This is a genomic window from Pseudomonas sp. GW821-FHT11D10 (assembly GCF_058808435.1).
The window spans coordinates 467,623-491,519 of the sequence record NZ_JBXARR010000003.1; the positions used below are offsets into that span (position 1 = coordinate 467,623).

The window sequence follows — 23,897 nt, forward strand, 5'->3', positions numbered from 1 at the left end:
TTTCGGGCGAACATTCGCTTCGCCCGTTAGATCGCTATCGCGGGCCCGCTCGCGATAGCACCGTTACCCGCCGCTTTCAGCCTGCGGCCAGAATCTGCTCAGTGCCGACCACCGTCGCATACTCCCCGTGCAGATTCCCCAGCGACATCGCATGCACCTCCTCTGCCGAACGCAACGTGCCGAAATAGTCGGCCTTGTCGAAGGTAAAGCACGCATCCTCCGCCACCCACGCCTCGAACCCCAGATTGCCCGCCGTGCGCGCCGTGGACTCCACCGAATTGTTCGTCGCCACGCCGACAATGATCAACTGCCCGATCCCCGCCTCGCGCAACTTCGCCTCAAGCCCCGTCGCACAAAACGCGTCCGGCACCTGTTTCTGGATCAGCCACTCGCCGTCCTGCGGCAAAAACCTGTCCTGAAATTCCACGCCTGACTGCTCGGGCCAGAACACCGAATCCGGCGAGCGCGACAGGTGCTGCACGTGGATCACCGGCCGCCCGCTGCGTCGCCAGAAGCCCAGCAAATCAAGAATCCGCTCCTCGGCCGACGGATTATTCCGCCGCCCCAGACGCGGTTCCAGAATGCCTTTTTGCTGGTCGATGATGATCAGTGCAGCGTTGGCCTTGAGCTCCATGGCGATTTTTCTCACGCGGGGTCATTGAATTTCCCGCACTTGAGCATCACTTCCTGTCACTAAGCAAGCTATCGAACGCACACAGGACAACCTGAAGCCGGCGTTTGCTGTCCGCACGTAAGCCATTTTCCTGATTTGGAGCTTTCCATGATCGACCTGTATTACTGGACCACGCCCAACGGCCACAAGATTTCCCTGTTCCTCGAAGAAGCGGGTCTGCGCTACGACGTGCACCCGATCAACATCAGCCAGGGCGAGCAGTTCCAGCCGCACTTTCTGAAAATCGCCCCGAACAACCGCATCCCGGCGATCGTCGACCATGAGCCGGCCGATGGCGGCGAACCGTTGTCGCTGTTCGAGTCCGGGGCGATCCTGCTGTACCTCGCGGAAAAGACCGGCAAGTTCCTGCCCAAGGATCTGCGTGGCCGCCAGGTGGCGCTGCAATGGCTGTTCTGGCAAATGGGCGGGCTGGGGCCGATGGCCGGGCAGAACCATCATTTCAGCCAGTTCGCGCCGGAAAAAATCCCCTACGCGATCAAGCGCTACATCGATGAAACCGCGCGCCTGTACGGGGTGCTGGACAAGCAACTGGCGAACAACGAGTTCGTTGCCGGCGCCGAATACAGCATCGCCGACATGGCGATCTACCCATGGATCGTCTCGCACAAGTGGCAGAGCCAGAACCTGGAAGACTTCCCGAACGTGCAGCGCTGGTTCAACCACATCAAGGATCGCCCGGCGACCGTGAAGGCCTACGCGCTGGTGCAGAAGATCAATCCGCCGAAGTCCTGACCTGCCTTGATCGTTCCCATGTAGAGGCGTCGAACCGTCCGCGTGGAATTGGGCCGCGGAGCGACCCGGGCTGCATTCCCACGCAGAGCGTGGGAACGATCTGCGTGAGCGGTAAGAAATAACCGCTCGCCCCGCTTGCGCGGCCCCCTCCTGCTCACTAACGTAGCGGCTTTATTGCGCCCCCAGCCTCTACACCCCCGCAGGAGCTTTGCCATGGCCTCGCCAGCCCTTTCACATTTTCTTCCCCGGTTCGGCGTTGCCGCAGCAGTGGCCGGTGTTCTGAGCCTGACCGGTTGTCAGACCTGGAACGCCCAGGACACCCTCCCGCCGACCTCCGGTGTGCAGCCGCTCAAGGGCCTGGCGCAGAACGTTTCGGTCCGCCGCAATGCCATGGGCATGCCGCTGATCGAAAGCAACAGCTTCCACGACGCGCTGTTCGCCCTCGGTTATGTGCACGCCAGCGACCGGATCAATCAGATGGTCACTCTGCGCCTGCTGGCCCAGGGGCGTCTGGCGGAAATGTCCGGTTCGTCGATGCTCGACGCCGACCGCTACATGCGCGCCGTCAACCTGAAGAAAAGCGCAGGCGAGCTGTACAAGGCTTCGTCGCCACGGCTCAAGCGTTTCTTCGAAGTCTATGCCCGTGGCGTCAACGCCTACCTGTTCCGCTACGCCGACAAACTGCCGGGGGATCTGGCTTCCAGCGGCTACAAGCCTGAATACTGGAAACCGGAAGATTCGGCGCTGATCTTCTGCCTGCTGAATTTCAGCCAGTCGGCCAACCTGCCGGAAGAAATCGCTTCTCTGGTGCTGGCCCAGACCGTCACCAACGACAAACTGGCGTGGCTGACGCCGTCCGCTCCCGACGAAAACCTGCCGCTGGCCGAGGCCGACAAGCTGCAAGGCATCAAGCTCAACGGGCAGATCCCGGGGCTGACGGAACTGAGCAACGCCAGCGAACAACTGGCCGCCATCAACCTGCTGGGCACTCAGTCGTCGAACAACTGGGCCATCGCCCCGCAACGCAGCCGCAGCGGCAAGAGCCTGCTGGCCAGCGACAGCCATGGCCCGCTGGCCGCGCCGTCGCTGTGGAGTTTCGTGCAGATCCGCGCTCCGAAATACCAGGCCGCCGGCGTGACCGTGGCCGGTCTGCCGATGGTGCTCGGCGGTTTCAACGGCAAGGTGGCGTGGAGCCTGACCAGCGTGCTCGGTGATAACCAGGACCTGTTCCTGGAAAAAATCCGTCGTCAGGGCAGCACGCTGTCCTACGAGGTCAACGGCAAGTGGCAACCGGTTGCCGTGCGCAACGAAACCTACTTCGTCAAAGGCCAGCGGCCGATTCGCGAAGCGGTGTACGAAACCCGCCATGGCGCGCTGCTCAACAGCACCCAGGCTGCCGCTCAGGGCGCAGGCTTCGGCCTGGCCTTGCAGACGCCGAGCTTCACCGACGACAAATCCCTCGATGCGTTTTTCGATCTGAGCCGCGCCCAGAACGTTGAACGCGCCTCGGACGCCAGCCGGGAAATCCGCGCCATCGCGCTGAATCTGGTGTTCGCCGATGCCAGCAACATTGGCTGGCAAGTCACCGGGCGGTTCCCGAACCGCCGTGAAGGCGAAGGCCTGCTGCCGTCGCCGGGCTGGGAAGGTCGCTACGACTGGGACGGTTACGCCGACCCGATGCTGCACCCGTACGATCAGGATCCGGCGCAAGGCTGGCTCGGCACCGCCAACCAGCGGGTCATCCCTCACGGCTACGGCATGCAACTGTCCAATTCCTGGGCGGCGCCGGAGCGTGGCGAGCGCCTGGCCGAACTGGCCGGCAGCGGTAAACACGACGGTCGCAGCGTGATCGCCATGCAGTACGATCAGACCACCACCTTCGCCGCCAAACTGAAGAAAATGTTTGAAGCGCCGGGCATGGCGCAGCCGCTGAAACAGGCGATCGATGCACTGCCGGAAGCCGAGCGCAGCAAGGCCCGCGAAGCCTATACCCGCTTGATGGCCTTCGACGGCAAGCTCAGCCCGACCTCCGCCGACGCGGCGATCTACGAGTTGTTCCTGCAGGAAAGCATGAAACAGATCTTCCTCGACGAGCTAGGCCCACAAGGCAGCCCGGCATGGAAAGCGTTTATCGCCAACGGCGACCTGTCCTACGCCGCCCAGGCCGATCACCTGCTGGGCCGCGAAGACAGCCCGTTCTGGGACGACGCCCGCACCCCGCAAAAAGAAGACAAACCGGCAATCCTCGCCCGCAGTCTGGCGGCAGCGATCAGCGCCGGCGACAGTCAGCTGGGCGGCGACCGCCGGGCCTGGCAGTGGGGCAAACTGCACCGTTACGAGTGGAAGAATGCCAATGGGCAGACCGTTCGCGAGCCAATCGCGGCGGGCGGCGACCATACCACCCTCAACACCGCAGCGTTTGCCTGGGGCCAGGATTTCAACACCACGCGTGCGCCGTCGATGCGCTTTATCGTCGACTTCGGTCAGAGCGAACCGCTGATGGGGCAGAACGGGACGGGGCAATCCGGGAACCCGGTGAGCCCGAACTACCTGAACGGCATCGATCCGTGGCTCAAGGGGCAGTACATCGGCTTGCCGATGCAGCCGCAGAACTTTGACCGCGTGTACGGCAAGACGCGGTTGACGCTTACCCCCGGAAAGTAACCCTTTGCTCCTTTGATCGTTCCCACGTCGAAGCGTCGAACCGTCCGCGTGGGAATGCAGCCCGTGACGCTCCGCGTCACTGGACGCAGAGCGTCCCTTGAGGCATTCCCACGCAGAGCGTGGGAACGATCATGCGACAGTTCAAAAAATCAATAGAACTTCTGACTTCGCGCAAACCTCATAGCTAACAAGTCCCTCCATTCCGGTAACGCCATGGACCTTGTTATCGCCCGCCCCGAAGGCCTCTACTGCCCCGCCGGGGATTTCTACATTGACCCGTGGCGGCCCGTCGAGCGCTCGGTGATTACCCATGCCCATGGCGATCATGCCCGTGGCGGCAACCAGCATTACCTGGCCGCCAGCGCCGGCGAAGGGATTCTGCGTGCGCGTCTGGGCGCGGACATCAACCTGCAAACCCTCGACTACGGCCAGCGCCTGACGCATCACGGCGTCACCCTGAGTTTTCATCCCGCCGGCCATGTGCTCGGCTCGGCCCAGGTGCGGCTGGAATACGGTGGCGAAGTCTGGGTCGCGTCCGGCGACTACAAGATCGAACCCGATGGCACCTGCGCGCCGTTCGAACCGGTGCGCTGCCACACCTTCATCACCGAATCGACCTTCGGCCTGCCGATCTACCGCTGGCAGCCGCAGGCGCAGGTGTTCGCCGAGATCAATCAGTGGTGGCAGGGCAACATCGAGGCCGGCAAGGCCAGCGTGTTGTTCTGCTATTCGTTCGGCAAGGCCCAGCGGATTCTCCACGGCATCGACGAAACTCTCGGGCCGATCCTCAGCCACGGTGCGGTCGAGCCGCTGAACCGCGTGTACCGCGAGGCCGGCGTCTACCTGCCGCCAACCATCTACGCCGGCGACGTGAAGAAGAACGACCCGATGATGCGCCAGGCGCTGGTCATCGCCCCGCCTTCGGCCGGCGGCAGCAGCTGGATGCGCCGTTTCGGCGATTACAGCGACAGCTTCGCCAGCGGCTGGATGCGCCTGCGCGGCACCCGTCGGCGGCGCGGGGTCGATCGCGGTTTTGTGCTTTCGGATCACGCCGACTGGCCCGGCCTGTTGTGGGCCATCGAACAGACCGGCGCCGAACGGGTGATGGTCACCCACGGCTCGATTGGCGTGCTGGTGCGTCATCTGCGCGAAAAAGGGCTCGACGCACAAGGTTTCAACACCGAATACGGTGACGACGAAGAAGAGCTTTCCACCGCCACGCCCGCCGTTGCCGAGGTGCAACCATGAAAGACTTCGCCGGGTTGTACGCCGAGCTCGACGCCACCACCTCCAGCAACGCCAAACTGGCGGCCATGCAAACCTACTTCGCCCAGGCGCAACCGCAGGATGCCGCGTGGGCGGTGTACTTTTTGTCCGGCGGCCGGCCTCGGCAACTGGTGCCGGTGCGTGTCCTGCGGGATCTGGCGGTCGAAGTGTCCGGGCTGGCGCCGTGGCTGTTCGAGGAGAGCTATCAAGCGGTCGGCGATCTGGCGGAAACCATTTCGCTGGTGCTGCCGGAACACCCGCACACCTCCGAGGCCGGCCTCGCCGAATGGATCGAAGACAAACTTTTGCCCCTGCGCGGTGAAACCCCGGAATACCTCGCCCATCAGTTACCCGCACTGTGGGCGCAACTGGATCGGCCGAGCCTGATGCTGTGCATCAAACTGATCACCGGCAGCTTCCGGGTCGGCGTATCCAAACTGCTGGTGACCCGCGCCCTGGCTTCTATGGCCGGGCTCGACAGCAAACGCGTGGCGCAACGGCTGGTGGGTTACACCGATTTGTCCAACCGGCCGAACGCTGCCAGCTACCTGAAACTGATCGCCCCCGAATCCAGCGACGAACACGCCCAGCGCGGCGGCCAGCCCTACCCGTTCTTCCTCGCTCACGCGTTGGCGCAACCGGTGGAAACCTTCGACGCGCTGCTCGGGCCGGCCAGTAACTGGCAAGTGGAATGGAAGTGGGATGGCATCCGCGCGCAGGTGGTCAAGCGCGACGGAAAGCTGTGGATCTGGTCACGGGGCGAAGAACTGGTCACCGAACGTTTTCCCGAACTCGACACGCTGGTGCACGGTTTGCCCGACGGCACGGTGATCGATGGCGAGATCGTGGTCTGGAAGAACCAGCGACCGGTCACCGAAGACGCTTTCGATCCGCAGTCGACAGAAGCCCCGGCGGTGCAACCGTTCGCGCTGTTGCAACAACGGATCGGCCGCAAGTCGCTGGACCGCAAAATCCTTGAAGACGCGCCGGTGGTGGTACTCGCCTACGACCTGCTCGAATGGCAGGGCGAAGACTGGCGCAACCAGCCCCAGGCCAGGCGTCGTGAACAACTGGAACACGTCATCGCCCGCTGCAACAACCCGGTGCTGTTGCCTTCGCCGGTTCTGACGGGTGACGACTGGTTCGACCTGGCCCGCCAGCGCGAGGCCTCCAGGCGTCTGGGGGTCGAGGGCATGATGCTCAAGGCCCGGGACGCGATGTACGGCGTCGGCCGGACCAAGGACATGGGCGTGTGGTGGAAATGGAAGGTCGATCCGTTCAGCGTCGACGCGGTGCTGATCTACGCCCAGCGCGGGCATGGTCGCCGCGCCAGTCTCTACAGCGATTACACCTTTGCGGTGTGGGACGGCCCGCCCGGTTCCAGTGCGCGGGCGCTGGTACCGTTCGCCAAGGCCTATTCCGGGCTGACCGATGCGGAAATGCGCGAAGTCGACAGCATCGTGCGCAAGACCACCGTGGAAAAATTCGGCCCGGTCAGCAGCGTGACCCCCAGCCTGGTGTTCGAACTGGGCTTCGAAGGCATCGCCCTCTCCCGCCGGCACAAGAGCGGCATCGCCGTGCGCTTCCCGCGCATGCTGCGCTGGCGCCAGGACAAGACCGTGGACGAGGCCGACAGCCTGGCGACCTTGCAAAACCTGTTGGTCTGATCCCTTCCCCTGATGTCCGGAAGCCCCTGCACCGAACCAACCTGGTGCAGCTTTTCCGTCGCGCCCGTTTTCGTGCACTGACCGGCCCCGGCCTGCACTTCCTACACCTTTTAAAACACTTGTTCGGGACTCTGGTTCGGAAATTGCTACTTTCTATAAGTCGTAAGCGCTCCAGTAACAATCATTCCGCGCCACAAGCGCTCATATTGGTTCTTAGGGATTGAATAATGAAAAAAGCATTGCTGACCCTTTCTGCACTGGCGTTGTGCATGGCCGCCGGCTCCGCGCTGGCCAAGGAATACAAAGAACTGCGGTTTGGCGTTGACCCTTCCTACGCACCGTTCGAGTCGAAAGCGGCAGACGGCAGCCTGGTTGGCTTCGACATCGATCTGGGCAACGCGATCTGTGCCGAGCTGAAGGTCAAGTGCAAATGGGTCGAAAGTGACTTCGACGGTATGATTCCAGGCCTCAAGGCCAATAAATTCGACGGTGTGATCTCGTCGATGACCGTTACCGAAGCCCGCGAAAAAGTCATCGACTTCTCCAGCGAGCTGTTCTCCGGCCCGACTGCATACGTGTCGAAAAAAGGTTCGGGCATCACCGACGACGTCGCCTCGCTGAAAGGCAAAACCGTCGGCTACGAGCAAGGCACCATCCAGGAAGCCTATGCCAAAGCCGTGCTGGACAAGGCCGGCGTGAAAACCCAGGCCTATCAGAATCAGGACCAGGTGTATTCAGACCTGACTTCCGGCCGTCTCGATGCGGGCATTCAGGACATGTTGCAGGCCGAACTGGGCTTTCTGAAGTCGCCACAGGGTGCCGACTACGCAGTCAGCGAGCCGGTCGACAACCACTTGCTGCCAGCCAAGACCGCTGTCGGTATTAAGAAAGGTAACACCGAGCTGAAAGCGCTTTTGGATAAAGGTATCAAAGCGTTACACGATGATGGCAAATACGCCGAGATTCAAAAGAAACACTTTGGCGATCTGAATCTGTACAGCGGCAAATAATGCCCCGGCGCCCATCCTCGATGGGCGCCTTTTTCATTCAGTCAGGTTGCTGATTTATGTTCGAAAACCTCTTACAAAATCTGGGGCTCTCCGCCTTCAGCCTCAAGGGTTTTGGCCCTTTGCTGTTGGAAGGCACCTGGATGACCATCAAATTGTCGGCGTTGTCGCTGCTGGTGGCCGTGTTGCTCGGCCTGCTCGGCGCCAGTGCCAAGCTGTCAAAAGTCAAACTGCTGCGCCTGCCCGCCCAGCTCTACACCACGCTGATTCGCGGGGTGCCGGACCTGGTGCTGATGCTGCTGATCTTCTACAGCCTGCAAACCTGGTTGACGACGCTCACCGATTACCTGGAATGGGAATACATCGAGATCGACCCGTTCAGCGCCGGGGTCCTGACCCTGGGCTTCATTTATGGCGCGTACTTCACTGAAACCTTTCGCGGGGCGATTCTCGCCGTGCCGCGCGGTCAGGTCGAAGCGGCCACCGCCTATGGCCTCAAGCGCGGCCAGCGCTTTCGTTTCGTGGTGTTCCCGCAAATGATGCGCTTCGCCCTGCCGGGCATCGGCAACAACTGGATGGTGATGCTCAAGGCCACCGCGCTGGTCTCGATCATCGGCCTCGCCGATCTGGTCAAGGCCGCGCAGGACGCCGGCAAGAGCACCTATCAACTGTTTTACTTCCTGGTCCTCGCCGCGTTGATCTACCTGCTGATCACCAGTGCCTCGAACTTCATCCTGCGCTGGCTCGAACGCCGTTACGCCGCCGGTGCCCGGGAGGCCGTACGATGATCGAACTCCTGCAGGAATACTGGAAAGCCTTCCTTTATACCGACGGCCAGAACATCACCGGGCTGGCGATGACGATGTGGCTGCTCAGTGCCTCGATCTTCTTCGGTTTCATCGTGTCGATACCGCTGTCGATCGCCCGGGTCTCGCCACACTTCTACATTCGCTGGCCGGTGCAGTTCTACACCTACCTGTTCCGTGGCACGCCGCTCTATATCCAGTTGCTGATCTGCTACACCGGGATCTACAGCCTGGCCGCCGTGCGTGCGCAACCGGTGCTCGACAGTTTCTTTCGCGATGCGATGAACTGCACGATCCTGGCCTTCGCCCTCAACACCTGTGCCTACACCACGGAGATCTTCGCCGGGGCCATCCGCAGCATGAACCACGGCGAAGTCGAAGCGGCCAAGGCCTACGGCCTGACCGGCTGGAAGCTGTATGCCTACGTGATCATGCCGTCGGCGCTGCGCCGCTCGTTGCCGTACTACAGCAACGAAGTGATCCTGATGCTGCACTCGACCACCGTGGCTTTCACCGCGACCATCCCCGACATCCTGAAAGTCGCGCGGGACGCCAACTCGGCGACCTTCCTGACCTTCCAGTCGTTCGGCATCGCCGCGCTGATCTACCTGACCATCACCTTTGCGCTGGTCGGCCTGTTCCGCCTTGCCGAACGCCGATGGCTGGCCTTCCTTGGCCCGACCCACTAGGACCCTTTTGAGATGCGCCACCAGATACACGACCTGCTGGCCCCGCTGCCGGGGACCGCACGACAGATCCACAGTTTTCACTTCGGCCCGGACAAGGCCCAGGGCAAGATCTACATCCAGTCCTCGCTGCACGCCGACGAACTGCCCGGCATGCTCGTGGCCTGGCACCTCAAACAGCGTCTGGCGGAGCTGGAAGCCGCCGGGCGCCTGCGCAGCGAAATCGTGCTGGTGCCGGTGGCCAACCCGGTCGGCCTCGAACAGGTGCTGATGGATGTGCCGCTGGGCCGCTACGAACTGGAGAGCGGGCAGAATTTCAACCGCTGGTTCGTCGACCTCAGCGAAGAAATCGGCAACGAAATCGAATCGCAGCTGTGCGACGACCCGCAGCGCAACCTCGAGCTGATCCGTTCCAGCCTGCGCAACGCCCTCGCCCGCCACACCGCCAGCACACAACTGCAATCCCAGCGCCTGACCCTGCAACGGCTGGCCTGCGATGCGGACATGGTGCTCGACCTGCATTGCGATTTCGAATCCGTGGTTCACCTCTACACCACGCCCGAGGCCTGGCCACAGGTCGAGCCGCTGGCGCGTTATATCGAATCCCAGGCAAGCCTGCTGGCCACCGACTCCGGCGGCCAGTCGTTCGACGAGTGCTTCACCCTGCTGTGGTGGCAATTGAAGGAGCGCTTCGGCGAACACTTCGAAATTCCGCTCGGCAGTTTCTCGGTCACCGTCGAGTTGCGTGGTCAAGGGGATGTCACCCATCCGCTGGCCAGTCGCGATTGCCAGGCGCTGATCGATTACCTGATCCATTTCGGCGCCATCGTCGGCGAACCCAAAGCCTTGCCGGCGCTGCCACATCCCGCCACACCGCTGGCCGGCGTGGAACCGGTGGCCACGCCCGTCGGCGGGCTGCTGGTCTACAGCGCCACACCCGGACAGTGGCTGGAAGCCGGCCAGAAAATCGCCGAAATCATCGACCCGATCAGCGACCGGGTCACGCCAGTCCATTGCACCGCTTCCGGTCTGCTCTATGCCCGCTCGTTGCGGCGCATGGCCACCGCCGGGATGGTGATCGCCCACGTCGCGGGCGCCGAAGCCTATCGCAGCGGCTATCTACTTTCGCCTTGAGGATGCCTGTCCCATGTACAAATTGACCGTTGAAGGCCTGCACAAAAGCTATGGCGACCATCAGGTGCTCAAAGGCGTCTCGCTCAAGGCCAAGACCGGCGACGTGATCAGTCTGATCGGCGCCAGCGGCTCGGGCAAAAGCACCTTCTTGCGCTGCATCAACTTTCTCGAACAACCCAACGACGGCGCGATGAGCCTCGACGGCCAGGCGATCCGCATGGTCACCGACCGCCACGGCATGCATGTCGCCGACGCCGATGAACTGCAACGCCTGCGCACCCGGCTGGCAATGGTGTTCCAGCACTTCAACCTGTGGAGCCACATGACCGTGCTGGAAAACATCACCATGGCCCCGCGCCGGGTGCTGGGTTGCAGCAAACAGGAAGCCGACGACCGCGCCCGGCGTTATCTGGAAAAGGTCGGTCTGCCGGCGCGAGTGGCGGATCAATACCCGGCGTTCCTTTCCGGCGGCCAGCAACAACGGGTGGCGATTGCCCGGGCATTGGCGATGGAGCCGGAAGTCATGCTGTTTGACGAGCCGACTTCGGCGCTGGACCCGGAGCTGGTCGGCGAAGTGCTCAAGGTGATTCAGGGCCTGGCCGAAGAAGGCCGCACCATGATCATGGTCACCCACGAAATGAGCTTTGCGCGCAAGGTCTCGAGCCAGGTGCTGTTCCTGCATCAGGGGCTGGTGGAAGAGGAAGGCGCGCCCGAAGAAGTGCTGGGCAATCCGAAAAGCGAACGCCTGAAGCAATTCCTCAGCGGCAATCTCAAGTAAAACTATTGCCCGGCCGGCGCGGTCACTGAAGGAACACCTTCAGAGCACACGTCGCCGGCATGGGCACTTCCACCGACTTCGCCAAACACTGGTTCAGCGCCCGCGACTGGAAGCCGTTCGCCTTTCAGAAACAAGTGTGGGTGGCAGTCAAACGTGGCGAATCCGGCCTGCTGCACGCCAGCACCGGTGCCGGTAAAACCTACGCAGTGTGGTTTGCTGCGCTCAATCGCTTTGCCCGCTCCGGGCCTGTTGCTGAAACTACTCGCAAACGCCCACCACCCGCCGAACCACTGACTGTTTTGTGGATCACCCCGATGCGGGCGCTGGCCGCCGACACCGCGCGTGCCCTGCAAACGCCGCTGGACGATCTGCAGATTCCCTGGAGCGTCGGCCTGCGCACCGGCGACACCGGCAGCAGCGAGCGCGCCCGGCAGAACCGGCGCCTGCCGACCACGCTGATCACCACCCCGGAAAGCCTGACCCTGATGCTCGCCCGCGCCGACGCACAAACGGCGCTGTCGACGCTACGCATGGTCGTGGTGGATGAGTGGCACGAATTGCTCGGCAATAAGCGCGGCGTGCAATTGCAACTGGCCCTCGCCCGGCTACGGCGCTGGCAGCCGGGGCTGATCGTCTGGGGCGTTTCCGCAACGCTCGGCAATCAGTCCCACGCCGAACAGGTGCTGATCCCACAGGGCGGTGGCGTCAGTATTCAGGGGCAAAGCGAAAAGTCGCTCAAGGTCGACACGCTGCTCCCACCGGCGATCGAACGCTTTCCCTGGGCCGGGCACATCGGTTTGAAGATGTTGCCGCAGGTGGTCGCCGAACTGGACGTCTGCGCCAGCAGCCTGGTGTTCACCAACACCCGGGCGCAATCGGAAATCTGGTATCAGGCCTTGCTGGAAGCGCGACCGGACTGGGCCGGGTTGATCGCGCTACACCACAGTTCGCTGTCCCGGGACACCCGCGACTGGGTCGAGCAAGCGCTGAAAAATGGGCAACTCAAAGCCGTGGTCTGCACTTCAAGTCTGGATCTTGGGGTGGATTTCCTGCCGGTGGAACGGGTGCTGCAGATCGGCTCGGCCAAAGGCGTCGCGCGGCTGATGCAGCGCGCTGGGCGTTCGGGCCATGCGCCCGGTAGAACCTCGCGGGTCACCCTGGTGCCGACCCACAGCCTGGAGCTGATCGAAGCTGCGGCCGCTGGCGATGCCGTGGCACAGCGGCGGATCGAACCGCGACTGTCCCCACACAAACCGCTGGATGTGCTGGTGCAGCATCTGGTCAGCATCGCCTTGGGCGGTGGCTTTGTTCCCGACCAACTGTACGAAGAAGTCCGTGGTGCCTGGGCCTATCGCGACCTGACACCAGCAGACTGGGCCTGGGCGCTGGCGTTCGTACGCCACGGCGGGATGTCGCTGACGGCGTACCCGGATTACCGCCGGGTCGAGCCGGATGAGCACGGGATCTGGCGCGTTCCCGATGCGCGACTGGCGCGCCGTCATCGGATGAGCATCGGCACCATCGTCAGCGATGCCAGCATTCATCTGAAGTTCTGGAGCAAGGGCGGTGGCGGCAAACAACTGGGCAGTGTTGAAGAAGGTTTTATCGCACGCCTCAAACCCGGCGATGGTTTTCTGTTCGCCGGGCGCTTGCTGGAACTGGTGCGGGTGGAAAACATGACCGCCTACGTCAAACGCAGCACCGCGAAAAAAGCTGCCGTACCGCGCTGGAATGGCGGGCGCATGCCGCTCTCCAATGAATTGGCCGAAGCGGTGGTCACCCGTTTCAGCGCGGCGGCACAAGGTGAATTCGCCGGCCCGGAAATGCAGGCCTTGCGCCCGTTACTGGAAACGCAAATGCGCTGGTCGGGCCTGCCGACCGTCAACAATCTGCTGGCCGAAGTGCTGAAATCCCGCGAAGGCTGGCACCTTTTCCTCTATCCGTTTGCCGGACGTCAGGTGCATCTGGGGCTGGCCAGCCTGCTGGCGTGGCGGGTCAGTCAGCGCCTGCCTGTAACCTTCTCGATTGCGGTCAACGATTACGGGCTGGAACTGCTCAGCGCCACGCCCGTTGACTGGTCCGTGCAACTGGATGGCGCGCTGCTCAGCCCTGGGGATTTATTGAGAGACGTGCTGGCCAGCCTCAATGCGGGCGAACTGGCGCTGCGCAGGTTTCGGGAAATTGCGCGGATTGCCGGACTGGTGTTCGCCGGTTACCCCGGTGCACCGAAGAGTACCCGTCAGGTCCAGGCCTCCAGCGGGCTGTTCTTTGAAGTGTTCAAACAATACGACGCCGACAACCTGCTACTGGCCCAGGCCGGGGAAGAAGTCCTGCGGGAAGAACTGGATATTCGTCGACTGGAACAGACACTGGAGCGGATCAACCGGATGAAACTGGACATGCATTTGATAAAACGTCCTACACCGCTCGGCTTTCCGTTGCTGGTGGAACGTATGCGCGAAAGCATGAGCTCGGAAAAACTCGCCGACCGCATCCGGCGTATGGTTGGCGATCTGGAACAAACCGCCGACAAGGGCCAATCCTGATGAACGCGCCCTACCCGGTGCGTCTGGCAGGTGAAGATCTCTGGCTGCTGCCGGAAAAGGCGCTGTACTGGCCGGCGCAACAGGCGCTGCTGATTGCCGATGTGCATTTCGGCAAGGCGGCCGCTTACCGGCGCCTGGGGCAGCCGGTGCCGCAGGGCACCACCGCGAGTAACATCGCCGTGATCGAGCAGTTGCTGGCGAAACTGCCGTGTCGGCAACTGATCTTTCTTGGGGATTTTCTGCACGGGCCCGGTTCGCATGCCTCGGGCACTTTAAATGCATTGTCTGAGTGGCGCTCACGCCACGCCGATCTGCCGATCACGCTGATTCGCGGCAATCACGATAAGCGCGCCGGTGATCCACCGCAGACGCTGAACATTCGGGTGGTTCCGGAGCCGTTGCTGCTTGGACCTTTCGCGTTGCAGCACGAACCCGATCCGCACCCTGAACGTCACGTGCTTGCAGGCCATGTCCATCCGGTTTACCGATTGAACGGCAAGGGGCGGCAGCGTTTGCGGCTGGCGTGTTTCAGGCTGGGAGAACGCATCAGCCTGCTGCCGGCGTTCGGGGCCTTTACCGGCGGTTTTCCGGTGGAAAAGGAAGACAGCTGTCGGATCTTTGTCATTGGCGACAACGAAATATGGCCCGTCGGCTGAAGTCCTGTTCAGGATTCAGCCGACGGGCCATACAGTCAATCAAGCGACGGGCGCAGGTGGCGGTTTGTCCGGCAATGTAGGTTCGCCGGGCTCAGTCGGTTCTTCGTTGGGGGTATCGGGATCGGGCTGGTGAGGAATTCCGCCAGCCATGGCGATGGGCGGGTGTGCCAACAAGGACCAGGCCAATACGCCAACCTGATTGGGCTCGAGCCTTGCCAGTTCGGCAGTGATTTGCGGATCGATCTTCATGGAGCACTCCTCGGCGAAGGCCCGTCCCGCTGTTCGCGAAACGGGCAGTACACCCCATAGAGTGTCTACCCGCCGAAGAATTCCCGGTAACTGCCGGATGGACGGATCAGGTGCGAGGCAGGGTCACGCCACGCTGGCCCTGGTACTTGCCGGCACGGTCCTTGTAGGAGACTTCGCATTCCTCGTCAGATTCGAGGAACAGCATCTGCGCCACGCCTTCGTTGGCGTAGATCTTCGCCGGCAGGTTGGTGGTGTTCGAGAACTCCAGGGTCACCTGGCCTTCCCACTCAGGCTCGAGCGGAGTGACGTTGACGATGATGCCGCAGCGAGCGTAGGTGCTCTTGCCCAGGCAGATGGTCAGGACGTTGCGTGGAATACGGAAGTATTCAACGGTCGTGGCCAGGGCGAAGGAGTTCGGCGGAATGATGCAGACGTCGCTGTGGACGTCGACGAAGCTGCCGGCGTCGAAGTTTTTCGGATCGACGATGGCCGAATTGATGTTGGTGAACACCTTGAAATGATTGGTGCAACGCACATCGTAGCCGTAGCTCGACACACCGTAGGAGATCACACGGCTGTCGTCGCTGCCGCGAACCTGGCGCTCGACGAACGGCTCGATCATGCCGTGTTCCTGCGCCATGCGGCGAATCCACTTGTCCGATTTGATGCTCATGGCGGGTGTCCTGAATAGCGAGGTGGAAAAAATCTGTCCGGCATCTTACCGGGCGCGCCGCCGGGTTCAAAGTCCGGGCTGCAATTCTCGCCGAACGTGCAGGAATTACGCGGCCTGGCGACGAACCGTCACACCGCCGATCCCTAAAACAGAGAAACCTTCGCAAGAAGCATTGGCACGTTCCGGAAAAAGGGTTAAGGTGGCGCCACTGTGCTGCTTGTGTCACTGAGAATCTCTACACGATATGTTGAATTTCGATCCAACCATCTACAAGAATTTTTCCTGCTCTTTGCACTCAGTCTCGGCCAGGGTTCTTCCTGAGTCGCAGTTATCTTTGTCCAAGGAGTTACACCATGTCTAATCGCCAAACCGGTACCGTTAAGTGGTTCAACGATGAAAAAGGCTTCGGCTTCATCACTCCACAATCCGGTGACGACCTGTTCGTTCACTTCAAAGCTATCCAATCCGACGGCTTCAAAAGCCTGAAAGAAGGCCAACAGGTTTCTTTCATCGCTACCCGCGGTCAGAAAGGCATGCAAGCTGAAGAAGTACAAGTTATCTAACTTGTAGCTTCTTTAGTAAAAGGCCCCGCCCTCAAAAGCGGGGCTTTTTTGTGGGCGTCTGTTTTTCCGGGCGCAAAAAAAGATCGCAGCCTGCGAAGGCTGCGATCTTTTGCGTTATTTACCAGGCAACGCCGAAGCCGGCGGTGTAGCGGGTCTTGCTCAGGTCCGCATCCTCGGTGCCGCTGATGATGTCGCGTTCGGCCTTGAGGTTGAGCGAGGCCCAGTCGGTGACCTTGTAGCGCAGGCCCATTTCCGCATCCAGCGCGTAGTTGGCCACCCCGGACAGGGGGTTGCCGACTTCGCCATTGGTGAAGAACTCGACCTTCTTGCCGATCAGGTAGCGGTTGTAGTCCCACTTCATGGCGACCGAATAGAAGTTGTCTTTGCTGCCATCGCGATACTGGTAGTCGGTGCGGTTGAGCAGCGAACCCAGGGAGAACGCCCCCAGCTCGTCATCCCAGAACTGGTAACCCGGACCGGTACCGACCACGCGCTGGCGGGCCAGCTCTTCGATGTGGTCGCGTTTGTAGTTCAGGCGGCCCTGCCAGAACCACTTGTCTGTCAGGAAGCGGTCGAGTGCATATTCGGCGCGCCAGTTGTCGGTGGTGGTCACGTCGTCCTGCACTTCGCGGTTGTACTCGCCCTCGGCGGTGTGCCGCCAGCGACCGTGGCGGGCAGACGTCTTGAAGCCGATGTCGTAATCGTCGGTATCTTTTTCCGCACGCTGGTAATCCAGCGCCAGGTCGACGTTGCCCTTCCACACCAGGTCCTCGACAACCGGTTTCGGCTTGAGAATCTGCTGAATGCTCGCCAGCTCCACGGTTTTCGGCGCTTCGCCGTTGGCCAGAGTGACCTTGCCGTCTTCAGCAGCACTCAGCGACTTGGCCTTCTCGCCGTTGTAGGCGTCCTGCTTGACCAGCAACTCCTGATCGCTCTCCAGCGTCTTGACCTGCTTCCAGTCGATGGTCACGGCCCCGGCGTACTCGGTCTGGACCAGCAGCTTGCCACCGTCGAACAGCGTGATTTTGCCGCTCAGCTTGTCACCGTTCTTCAACCAGACGGTGTCGGCAAGCAGGGGTGTGGACGCACTGAAGACAGCAAGGCACAGCAGGGTTCTGGACAACATAAGCGAATCGGGGACTCAAGTTTGCGAAAAAGGGTCGGCATTATCCGTAGGAATAATTCCCTGACAAGGAGTGACCCGGCTATTTCTGTTGAGTTCATTTCTCAATTGCCCCTCCACCGATTACGCTTAAGGACATAACGCGATCAAGTTCAGGAACCGCGCACGTGACAGACCCGATGCATGCCTGCGAAAACGATCCGCAAATCCGACGCACGGCACTCTATTCCACCCTCGCCCAAGTGCCTGAGGGCAAAGTCGTCAGCTATGGTCAGTTGGCCGAACTGGCGGGGTTGGGGCGCGCCGCCCGCTGGGTCGGCCGGACCCTGAGCCAATTGCCCGGCGACACCAAGCTGCCGTGGCACCGTGTACTTGGCGCCGGCGGTCGGATCAGCCTGCCGGCGGGCAGCCCGTCCGGGGACGAACAGCGGGCCCGATTGCGCATGGAGGGCATCACCGTCCTGAACAATCGTGTGGATATTCGGCGCCATGGCTGGCGTCCGGTAGAGCACAGCGGTTAGAGTGCGCGCTTTGTTTTCGCAATCTTGAGGCAGACTTCAGCCCATGCCCCGTAAAACCTGGCGCGCCGCGCTCGCCGCCTATGCCAGTCCTTCGACGCTCGTGCTGTTGTTGCTGGGTTTCGCCGCCGGCCTGCCGTACATGCTGGTGTTCTCGACACTTTCGGTCTGGCTGCGTGAAGCCGGTGTGGCCCGTGAGACGATCGGCTACGCCAGCCTGATCGGTCTGGCCTACGCATTCAAATGGGTCTGGTCGCCCCTGCTCGACCAATGGCGCCTGCCGCTGCTGGGCAAGCTGGGTCGTCGCCGTTCGTGGCTGGTGCTCTCACAGACGCTGGTGATCCTCGGTCTGATCGGCATGGGTTTTTGCGACCCGCAGAAACACCTTTCCTGGCTGATCGCCATCGCGGTGGTCGTCGCGTTCGCTTCCGCCACCCAGGATATCGCCGTCGACGCCTATCGCCTGGAAATAGCCGAAGACAACCGCCAGGCCGCACTGGCCGCCAGTTACATGTCCGGTTATCGGGTTGCTGCGCTGCTGGCGACGGCCGGCGCACTGTTCTTCGCCGAGGGCTTCGGCTCCACGGGCTTCAACTACCAGCACTCCGCCTGGACCGGCACCTACGTGCTGTTCGGCGCCCTGATGGTCCCTGCCCTGCTCACCACCCTGCTGATGCGCGAGCCGCCGGTGCCGTTGCGCACCCAGTTGCAGGCCGGGCGTTACACCTTCATGCATCAGTTGATGTCAGTGTTCGTGCTGATCATTTTGCTGGTCTCCGTGCCGGCGATGTTCACCCAGCTCTACAACACCGATTTCGCCAGCGTGCTGTTTGGTGACATGAGCCCGCTGGACCTGCTGCTGGAAGACCGGGCATTCCTGCGCGCGATTCTCTACACCACGCTGACCTGCCTGTGCCTCTCGGCCATGGGTCGTCGCGGTCTGGCGCCGGTGCTGACGCCGGTCAACGACTTCATCCTGCGCTACCGCTGGCAGGCGCTGCTGTTGCTCGGCCTGATCGCCACCTATCGGATGTCCGACACGGTGATGGGCGTGATGGCCAACGTGTTCTACATCGACCAGGGCTTCACCAAGGATCAGATCGCCAGCGTCAGCAAGATCTTCGGCCTGATCATGACCCTCGTCGGCGCCGGCATGGGCGGTCTGCTGATCGTGCGCTTCGGCATCCTGCCGATCCTGCTCATCGGTGGCGCTGCGTCGGCGGCCACCAACCTGCTGTTCCTGATGCTGGCCGACATGGGTCCGAACCTGCAGATGCTGGTGGTGACGATCTCCCTCGACAATTTCAGTTCGGGCCTGGCCACCTCGGCGTTCGTCGCCTACCTGTCGAGCCTGACCAACCTGAAGTTCTCTGCGACGCAGTACGCCCTGCTCAGCTCGATCATGCTCCTGCTGCCACGCCTGATCGGCGGCTACTCCGGGGTGATGGTGGAGAAATTCGGTTACCACAACTTCTTCCTGATCACCGCGCTGCTCGGCGTTCCGACCCTGGTGCTGATCGCCCTGCACTGGTTCCAGGAAAGCCGTCGCGAAGGCCCGACGCCGACGCCGGAACCTGCACCGACCTCCGTCGTGGAAGAATCGTAAGACATCTCGCACCCGGCGAGAGGGTTTGCGCCGGGGCTGCACTTCTGTACGTCGGCGGATCTCGCCGTTACACTGCTCCGTCATTTCCAGTCATAGCAACCGACAACGGCCAACCATGCGCACCAGTCAATTTTTGCTCGCCACACAGAAAGAAACGCCTTCCGACGCGGTCGTGATCAGCCATCAGCTGATGCTGCGCGCCGGCATGATCCGCAAACTCGCCTCGGGCCTGTACACCTGGCTGCCGATGGGCTTGCGAGTAATGCGCAAGGTGGAAGCCATCGTTCGCGAAGAAATGAACGCCGCCGGCTCTCTGGAAGTGTTGATGCCGAGTACCCAACCGGCCGAGCTGTGGCAGGAATCGGGGCGCTGGGAAGAATACGGCCCTGAGCTGCTGCGCATCAAAGACCGCCACGGTCGTGATTTCTGCGCGGGCCCGACCCACGAAGAAGTGATCACCGACCTGATGCGCAACGAGTTGAGCAGCTACAAACAGCTGCCGATCAACCTGTACCAGATCCAGACCAAATTCCGTGACGAAATCCGTCCACGCTTCGGCCTGATGCGCGGTCGCGAATTCATCATGAAGGACTCGTACTCCTTCCATGCGGATCAGGCGTCGCTGCAGATCACTTATGACCGCATGCACGAAGCGTACTGCAACATCTTCACCCGCCTGGGCCTGAAGTTCCGTCCGGTGGAAGCCGACAACGGTTCGATCGGCGGCGCCGGTTCCCACGAGTTCCACGTGCTGGCCGAGTCCGGCGAAGACGATATCGTCTTCAGCAACGGTTCCGACTACGCGGCGAACATCGAGAAAGCCGAAGCCGTGCCGCGTGAAACCTCGCGCGCCGCACCAAGCGAAGAGCTGCGTCTGGTCGACACGCCAGACACCAAGACCATCGCGGCCCTGGTGGAGAAATTCAATCTGCCGATTGAAAAGACCATCAAGACCCTGATCGTGCACGCCGAAGAAGAAGGCAAGCTGATCGCGCTGATCATCCGTGGCGACCACGAGCTGAACGAAATCAAGGCTGCCAACCAGCCAGGCGTTGCCAGCCCGCTGGTCATGGCCTCCGATGCCGAACTGCGCGACGCCATCGGCGCCGGCGCCGGTTCCCTAGGCCCGCTGAACCTGCCGCTGCCGATCATCATCGACCGCTCGGTCGAGCTGATGAGCGACTTCGGCATCGGTGCGAACATCGACGACAAGCACTACTTCGGCGTGAACTGGGAGCGTGACCTGCCGGTTCCGACCGTGGCCGACCTGCGCAACGTCGTGGCCGGCGACCCGAGCCCGGACGGCAAGGGCACGCTGGAAATCAAGCGCGGCATCGAAGTCGGGCACATCTTCCAGCTGGGCAACAAGTACAGCAAGGCGATGAAGTGCGAAGTGCTGGGCGAGAACGGCAAGCCGGTGACCCTGGAAATGGGTTGCTACGGCATCGGCGTTTCCCGCGTGGTGGCTGCCGCCATCGAGCAGAACAACGACGAGAACGGCATCATCTGGAGCGACACCCTGGCGCCGTTCCAGATCGCCCTGGTACCGCTGCGCTATGAAACCGAGCTGGTGCGCGAAGCCACCGACAAGCTGTACGCGGAACTGACCGCGGCCGGCTTCGAAGTGCTGCTGGACGACCGCGACAAGAAAACCAGCCCGGGCATCAAGTTCGCGGACATGGAGCTGATCGGCATTCCGCACCGGATCGTGGTCAGCGACCGCGGCCTCGCCGAAGGCAACCTGGAATACAAGAGCCGTACCGAAGGCCAGGCGCAAGCGCTGCCGGTTGCCGACGTACTGTCCTTCCTTCAGGCCCGTATCCGCCGCTGAAACCAGATAGAGACGTCATGTTCAAGCGAAACACCTTAGGCCTCGGTGGTGCCGCCCTGTGCGGCACCCTGCTGGTCAGCGGCTGTGCCAATCACATGTCACAACGCAGCGAGCACGAGGAACGTGTCGAGCGCAAACTGCTCGATCACAGCCTGCAGATCGATGTCGGCGAGCCCAAGGTGCTTGAGCTGCCGCAACGGCGCGTGAAGATCAACGAACAGAAGACTTTCGAAGTCACCGAGTTCGAGGTCACGCGCCATTACGACCGTTACACGCCTTACCAGCCATGGCGGGAAATCTACGAGATTCCGCTGGGCGCGGTGGCGGTGGTCGGTGGCGTCGGTGCGAACGTGGTCAACGTGTTTGCGCTCGGCAATCTGCCCGACAGCGTGACACGTGACTGGCTCAGCTACGGCTTCGCCGGGCTCAACCCGTTCATGAACGTGCAATCCAACGGTCGCGCGCAACAGAACCTGGCCGGTATCGATGAAGTCCAGCGCGACAAGCGCACGGAGTATTCGAGCCTGCCGTGGAGCGAGCGCCCGGTTCAGGTCAAGGCCGGCCAGCAGACCTTCGACATGACCACCGATCGCAACGGCGTGCTGCGCCTGAACCTGCTGGACAGCCCGTTCGCCGAAAACGACCTCAATCATGTAGGCAAACTGCAGATCAGCGTCGAAGACAGCAACGATGACGTGCATTCCGACTCGTCTCTGGCGATCAGCACTCACCTGCGCGGCAAACTGCTGGAGGCTCACGGGCTGATCTACGACGATCTGGAAGACGACGAAGTGAGCCAGTGGGTGCACCGGGTCAAGCGTCTGTCGGAACTGGGTCTGGAAGAAGAAGCCAGTGAGCTGGAACAAAGCCTGATCGAACTGACCCGCAACGATCCCGAGTTGCAGGCCGAATTCCTCAAGTCCCTGACCCGGGATGCGGGGCGTCTGGTGGCGGATCCGGGGCCGAACTGAAACCCCTGAAAAAATGCCCGAACCTGGTTCGGGCATTTTTTTGTCCGTCTATCGCTCGAACAGCTCCATTTGTTCGAACCCGCCGCGTAAATCCTCCAGCCGCACACCCACTCCCAGCAACCGCACCGGTTTGCCACCGCGATTGAACGCCTGCGTCAGCATCAACTGGTAACTGCCCAGATCCCGCCCTGCCCCGGCCTGTTCCAGTGTGGTCTGGGTGAAATCGTGAAACTTCACTTTGACGAACGGCTTGCCCGGCCGGTAGCTGCTGTCGATCCGCGCCATGCGGGTTTTCAGGGTTTCCAGCAATTCCGGAAGCTTGTCGAGGCAACTGCGCAGATCCGGCAGATCGACGTCGTAGGTGTTTTCAACACTGATCGACTGACGGCGACTGTCGTTGTGCACCAACCGCTCATCGATCCCACGGGCCAGACTCCACAAGCGCTCGCCGAAACTGCCGAATTCCCGCACCAGCGCCAGCTTGTCCCACTCGCGCAATTGCAGACAGTCACTGATACCGAGCTTGCTCAACTTGTCGGCCGTGACCTTGCCCACCCCGTGCAACTTGCTCACCGGCAAACCACTGACGAAGTCTTCGACCTGATCCGGGGTTATCACGAACAAGCCGTTGGGCTTTTTCCAGTCGCTGGCGATCTTGGCCAGAAACTTGTTCGGCGCCACGCCGGCGGAGACGGTGATGTGCAACTGATTGGAAACCCGACGGCGAATATCCTGGGCGATCAGCGTGGCGCTGCCGCCGAAATGCGCGCTGTCCGAGACGTCGAGGTAGGCCTCGTCCAGCGAAAGCGGCTCGATCAGGTCGGTGTAATCGCTGAAGATCGTGTGAATTTCCTTCGACGCCTCGCGATAGGCGTCCATTCTCGGTTTGACGATGGTCAGGTCCGGGCACAGCTTCAGGGCGTGTCCGGACGACATCGCCGAGCGAACGCCGTAGGCCCGCGCCTCATAGTTGCAGGTGGCGATCACCCCTCGCCTGTCAGCCGAGCCACCCACCGCCAACGGCTTGCCGGCGAGGCTCGGGTCATCCCGCATCTCGATGGCGGCGTAGAAACAGTCACAGTCGACGTGGATGATTTTTCGCTGAGTCATGACAGAAAAGGAAACATGGCGAGCCGGACCGGCAGTATCTCACTGACACCTGTATATAGCACCAGTGGTATGAATGTTCTTTTCAGTTTGTAGGAAATAGACTTTGAATTTATTTTCTCAATCGAAAACCAACCTCCAATAGAGCTGAAACCCTTGCCCTGCCTGACCTGCAGCCCCTGAAAAGACCGTCCGTCAGCGCTAACCGATTGAAGCTGAAGAGGTTTTATCCGAATTGAAGGTTGACACCCCGGCGATCCTCTGTAGAATGCCGCCACACAGACGCGGGATGGAGCAGTCTGGTAGCTCGTCGGGCTCATAACCCGAAGGTCGTCGGTTCAAATCCGGCTCCCGCAACCAAACATCAGAAAAGGCCAATCGAAAGATTGGCCTTTTTTGTGCGCGTCTGTTTTTTCGGATCCAGTCGCCTATTCCGGAAATCGTTCCGATTCCGAAACTTAGCGCTTCCCCTGCGACCGTTTGCCGCGATTGCACACTTATTTGACCCTTCACGGGATTATCGGTTGACACCCCGCCGTTCGCCTGTAGAATGCCGCCACACAGACGCGGGATGGAGCAGTCTGGTAGCTCGTCGGGCTCATAACCCGAAGGTCGTCGGT

General features: G+C 61.5%; 21 protein-coding genes and 2 tRNA genes (1 of these 23 running past the window's edge). 18 read left to right on the forward strand and 5 right to left on the reverse strand.

Annotated elements, in window-relative coordinates; genetic code table 11:
• Positions 1-76: 76 nt before the first annotated feature.
• Entirely contained in the window at positions 77-634 is a 558-nt protein-coding gene (locus AC1RT4_RS12400; protein WP_493085500.1) for a cysteine hydrolase family protein, read from the reverse strand.
• 147 nt (positions 635-781) lie between these two features.
• On the opposite strand from AC1RT4_RS12400, the gene AC1RT4_RS12405 reads away from it, so the two are divergent.
• The 11 genes from AC1RT4_RS12405 (at position 782) to pdeM (ending at position 14,636) form a co-directional block, all read left to right on the forward strand.
• Complete coding sequence (locus tag AC1RT4_RS12405) at positions 782-1,426, forward strand: glutathione binding-like protein (RefSeq protein ID WP_493085501.1); 645 nt, start codon at positions 782-784, stop codon at positions 1,424-1,426.
• Positions 1,427-1,639: 213 nt separating this feature from the next.
• Entirely contained in the window at positions 1,640-4,090 is a 2,451-nt protein-coding gene (locus AC1RT4_RS12410; protein ID WP_493085502.1) for a penicillin acylase family protein, read from the forward strand.
• Between the two features lie 213 nt (positions 4,091-4,303).
• The gene (locus tag AC1RT4_RS12415; RefSeq protein WP_493085503.1) at positions 4,304-5,338 is read left to right on the forward strand and encodes a ligase-associated DNA damage response exonuclease; all 1,035 of its coding nucleotides are present in this window, start codon (positions 4,304-4,306) and stop codon (positions 5,336-5,338) included.
• The gene (locus AC1RT4_RS12420; protein WP_493085504.1) at positions 5,335-7,023 is read left to right on the forward strand and encodes an ATP-dependent DNA ligase; all 1,689 of its coding nucleotides are present in this window, start codon (positions 5,335-5,337) and stop codon (positions 7,021-7,023) included. The genes AC1RT4_RS12415 and AC1RT4_RS12420 overlap by 4 nt, the downstream gene beginning before the upstream one ends.
• Positions 7,024-7,250: 227 nt before the next feature.
• On the forward strand, positions 7,251-8,033 hold the full coding sequence (locus AC1RT4_RS12425) for a transporter substrate-binding domain-containing protein (protein WP_007955002.1): 783 nt from the start codon (positions 7,251-7,253) through the stop codon (positions 8,031-8,033).
• A gap of 56 nt (positions 8,034-8,089) precedes the next feature.
• Entirely contained in the window at positions 8,090-8,818 is a 729-nt protein-coding gene (locus AC1RT4_RS12430; protein ID WP_064593908.1) for an ABC transporter permease, read from the forward strand.
• On the forward strand, positions 8,815-9,525 hold the full coding sequence (locus AC1RT4_RS12435; RefSeq protein ID WP_085683297.1) for an ABC transporter permease: 711 nt from the start codon (positions 8,815-8,817) through the stop codon (positions 9,523-9,525). Before AC1RT4_RS12430 ends, AC1RT4_RS12435 begins: the two co-directional genes overlap by 4 nt.
• A 12-nt stretch (positions 9,526-9,537) precedes the next feature.
• A complete protein-coding gene (locus AC1RT4_RS12440; RefSeq protein ID WP_493085505.1) occupies positions 9,538-10,656 on the forward strand; it encodes a succinylglutamate desuccinylase/aspartoacylase family protein in 1,119 nt (372 codons plus the stop codon).
• A gap of 13 nt (positions 10,657-10,669) precedes the next feature.
• Positions 10,670-11,434 (forward strand): ABC transporter ATP-binding protein, encoded by a 765-nt coding sequence (locus tag AC1RT4_RS12445; RefSeq protein WP_007954993.1) that lies wholly within the window; start codon positions 10,670-10,672, stop codon positions 11,432-11,434.
• A gap of 59 nt (positions 11,435-11,493) precedes the next feature.
• On the forward strand, positions 11,494-13,980 hold the full coding sequence (locus AC1RT4_RS12450; RefSeq protein ID WP_493085506.1) for a ligase-associated DNA damage response DEXH box helicase: 2,487 nt from the start codon (positions 11,494-11,496) through the stop codon (positions 13,978-13,980).
• Positions 13,980-14,636: a ligase-associated DNA damage response endonuclease PdeM gene (pdeM, locus tag AC1RT4_RS12455; protein WP_493085507.1), complete on the forward strand. Its 657-nt coding sequence runs from the start codon at positions 13,980-13,982 to the stop codon at positions 14,634-14,636. Before AC1RT4_RS12450 ends, pdeM begins: the two co-directional genes overlap by 1 nt.
• A gap of 39 nt (positions 14,637-14,675) precedes the next feature.
• Here pdeM and AC1RT4_RS12460 read toward each other — a convergent pair whose 3' ends face one another.
• Both AC1RT4_RS12460 and dcd read right to left on the reverse strand, forming a co-directional pair.
• The gene (locus AC1RT4_RS12460; RefSeq protein WP_085697404.1) at positions 14,676-14,885 is read right to left on the reverse strand and encodes a hypothetical protein; all 210 of its coding nucleotides are present in this window, start codon (positions 14,883-14,885) and stop codon (positions 14,676-14,678) included.
• A gap of 106 nt (positions 14,886-14,991) precedes the next feature.
• Positions 14,992-15,558: a dCTP deaminase gene (gene dcd, locus AC1RT4_RS12465; protein ID WP_007954988.1), complete on the reverse strand. Its 567-nt coding sequence runs from the start codon at positions 15,556-15,558 to the stop codon at positions 14,992-14,994.
• 353 nt (positions 15,559-15,911) lie between these two features.
• On the opposite strand from dcd, the gene AC1RT4_RS12470 reads away from it, so the two are divergent.
• Positions 15,912-16,121 (forward strand): cold-shock protein, encoded by a 210-nt coding sequence (locus tag AC1RT4_RS12470; protein WP_002554837.1) that lies wholly within the window; start codon positions 15,912-15,914, stop codon positions 16,119-16,121.
• Positions 16,122-16,239: 118 nt separating this feature from the next.
• Here the strand turns inward: AC1RT4_RS12470 and AC1RT4_RS12475 are convergent, their stop codons facing one another.
• Positions 16,240-17,247, reverse strand: a complete 1,008-nt coding sequence (locus tag AC1RT4_RS12475) for a DUF481 domain-containing protein (protein ID WP_493085508.1) — start codon at positions 17,245-17,247, stop codon at positions 16,240-16,242.
• Positions 17,248-17,423: 176 nt separating this feature from the next.
• Here AC1RT4_RS12475 and AC1RT4_RS12480 point away from each other — a divergent pair, with 176 nt between their 5' ends.
• The 4 genes from AC1RT4_RS12480 to AC1RT4_RS12495 all read left to right on the forward strand — a co-directional run bounded on the left by AC1RT4_RS12480 (position 17,424) and on the right by AC1RT4_RS12495 (position 22,170).
• A complete protein-coding gene (locus AC1RT4_RS12480; protein WP_011332761.1) occupies positions 17,424-17,765 on the forward strand; it encodes an MGMT family protein in 342 nt (113 codons plus the stop codon).
• Between the two features lie 43 nt (positions 17,766-17,808).
• Positions 17,809-19,368 (forward strand): AmpG family muropeptide MFS transporter, encoded by a 1,560-nt coding sequence (locus tag AC1RT4_RS12485; protein ID WP_207985216.1) that lies wholly within the window; start codon positions 17,809-17,811, stop codon positions 19,366-19,368.
• Positions 19,369-19,483: 115 nt separating this feature from the next.
• Positions 19,484-21,199 (forward strand): proline--tRNA ligase, encoded by a 1,716-nt coding sequence (locus tag AC1RT4_RS12490; protein WP_115076782.1) that lies wholly within the window; start codon positions 19,484-19,486, stop codon positions 21,197-21,199.
• 17 nt (positions 21,200-21,216) lie between these two features.
• Complete coding sequence (locus AC1RT4_RS12495) at positions 21,217-22,170, forward strand: hypothetical protein (RefSeq protein ID WP_493085509.1); 954 nt, start codon at positions 21,217-21,219, stop codon at positions 22,168-22,170.
• A gap of 48 nt (positions 22,171-22,218) precedes the next feature.
• Here AC1RT4_RS12495 and dinB read toward each other — a convergent pair whose 3' ends face one another.
• The gene (dinB, locus tag AC1RT4_RS12500; RefSeq protein WP_493085510.1) at positions 22,219-23,280 is read right to left on the reverse strand and encodes a DNA polymerase IV; all 1,062 of its coding nucleotides are present in this window, start codon (positions 23,278-23,280) and stop codon (positions 22,219-22,221) included.
• A gap of 280 nt (positions 23,281-23,560) precedes the next feature.
• Between dinB and AC1RT4_RS12505 the strand changes: the two genes are divergently transcribed.
• Together AC1RT4_RS12505 and AC1RT4_RS12510 are read left to right on the forward strand one after the other, a co-directional pair.
• Positions 23,561-23,637 (forward strand) — tRNA-Met (locus AC1RT4_RS12505).
• 205 nt (positions 23,638-23,842) lie between these two features.
• A tRNA-Met gene (locus AC1RT4_RS12510) sits at positions 23,843-23,897 on the forward strand (it continues 122 nt past the right edge of the window).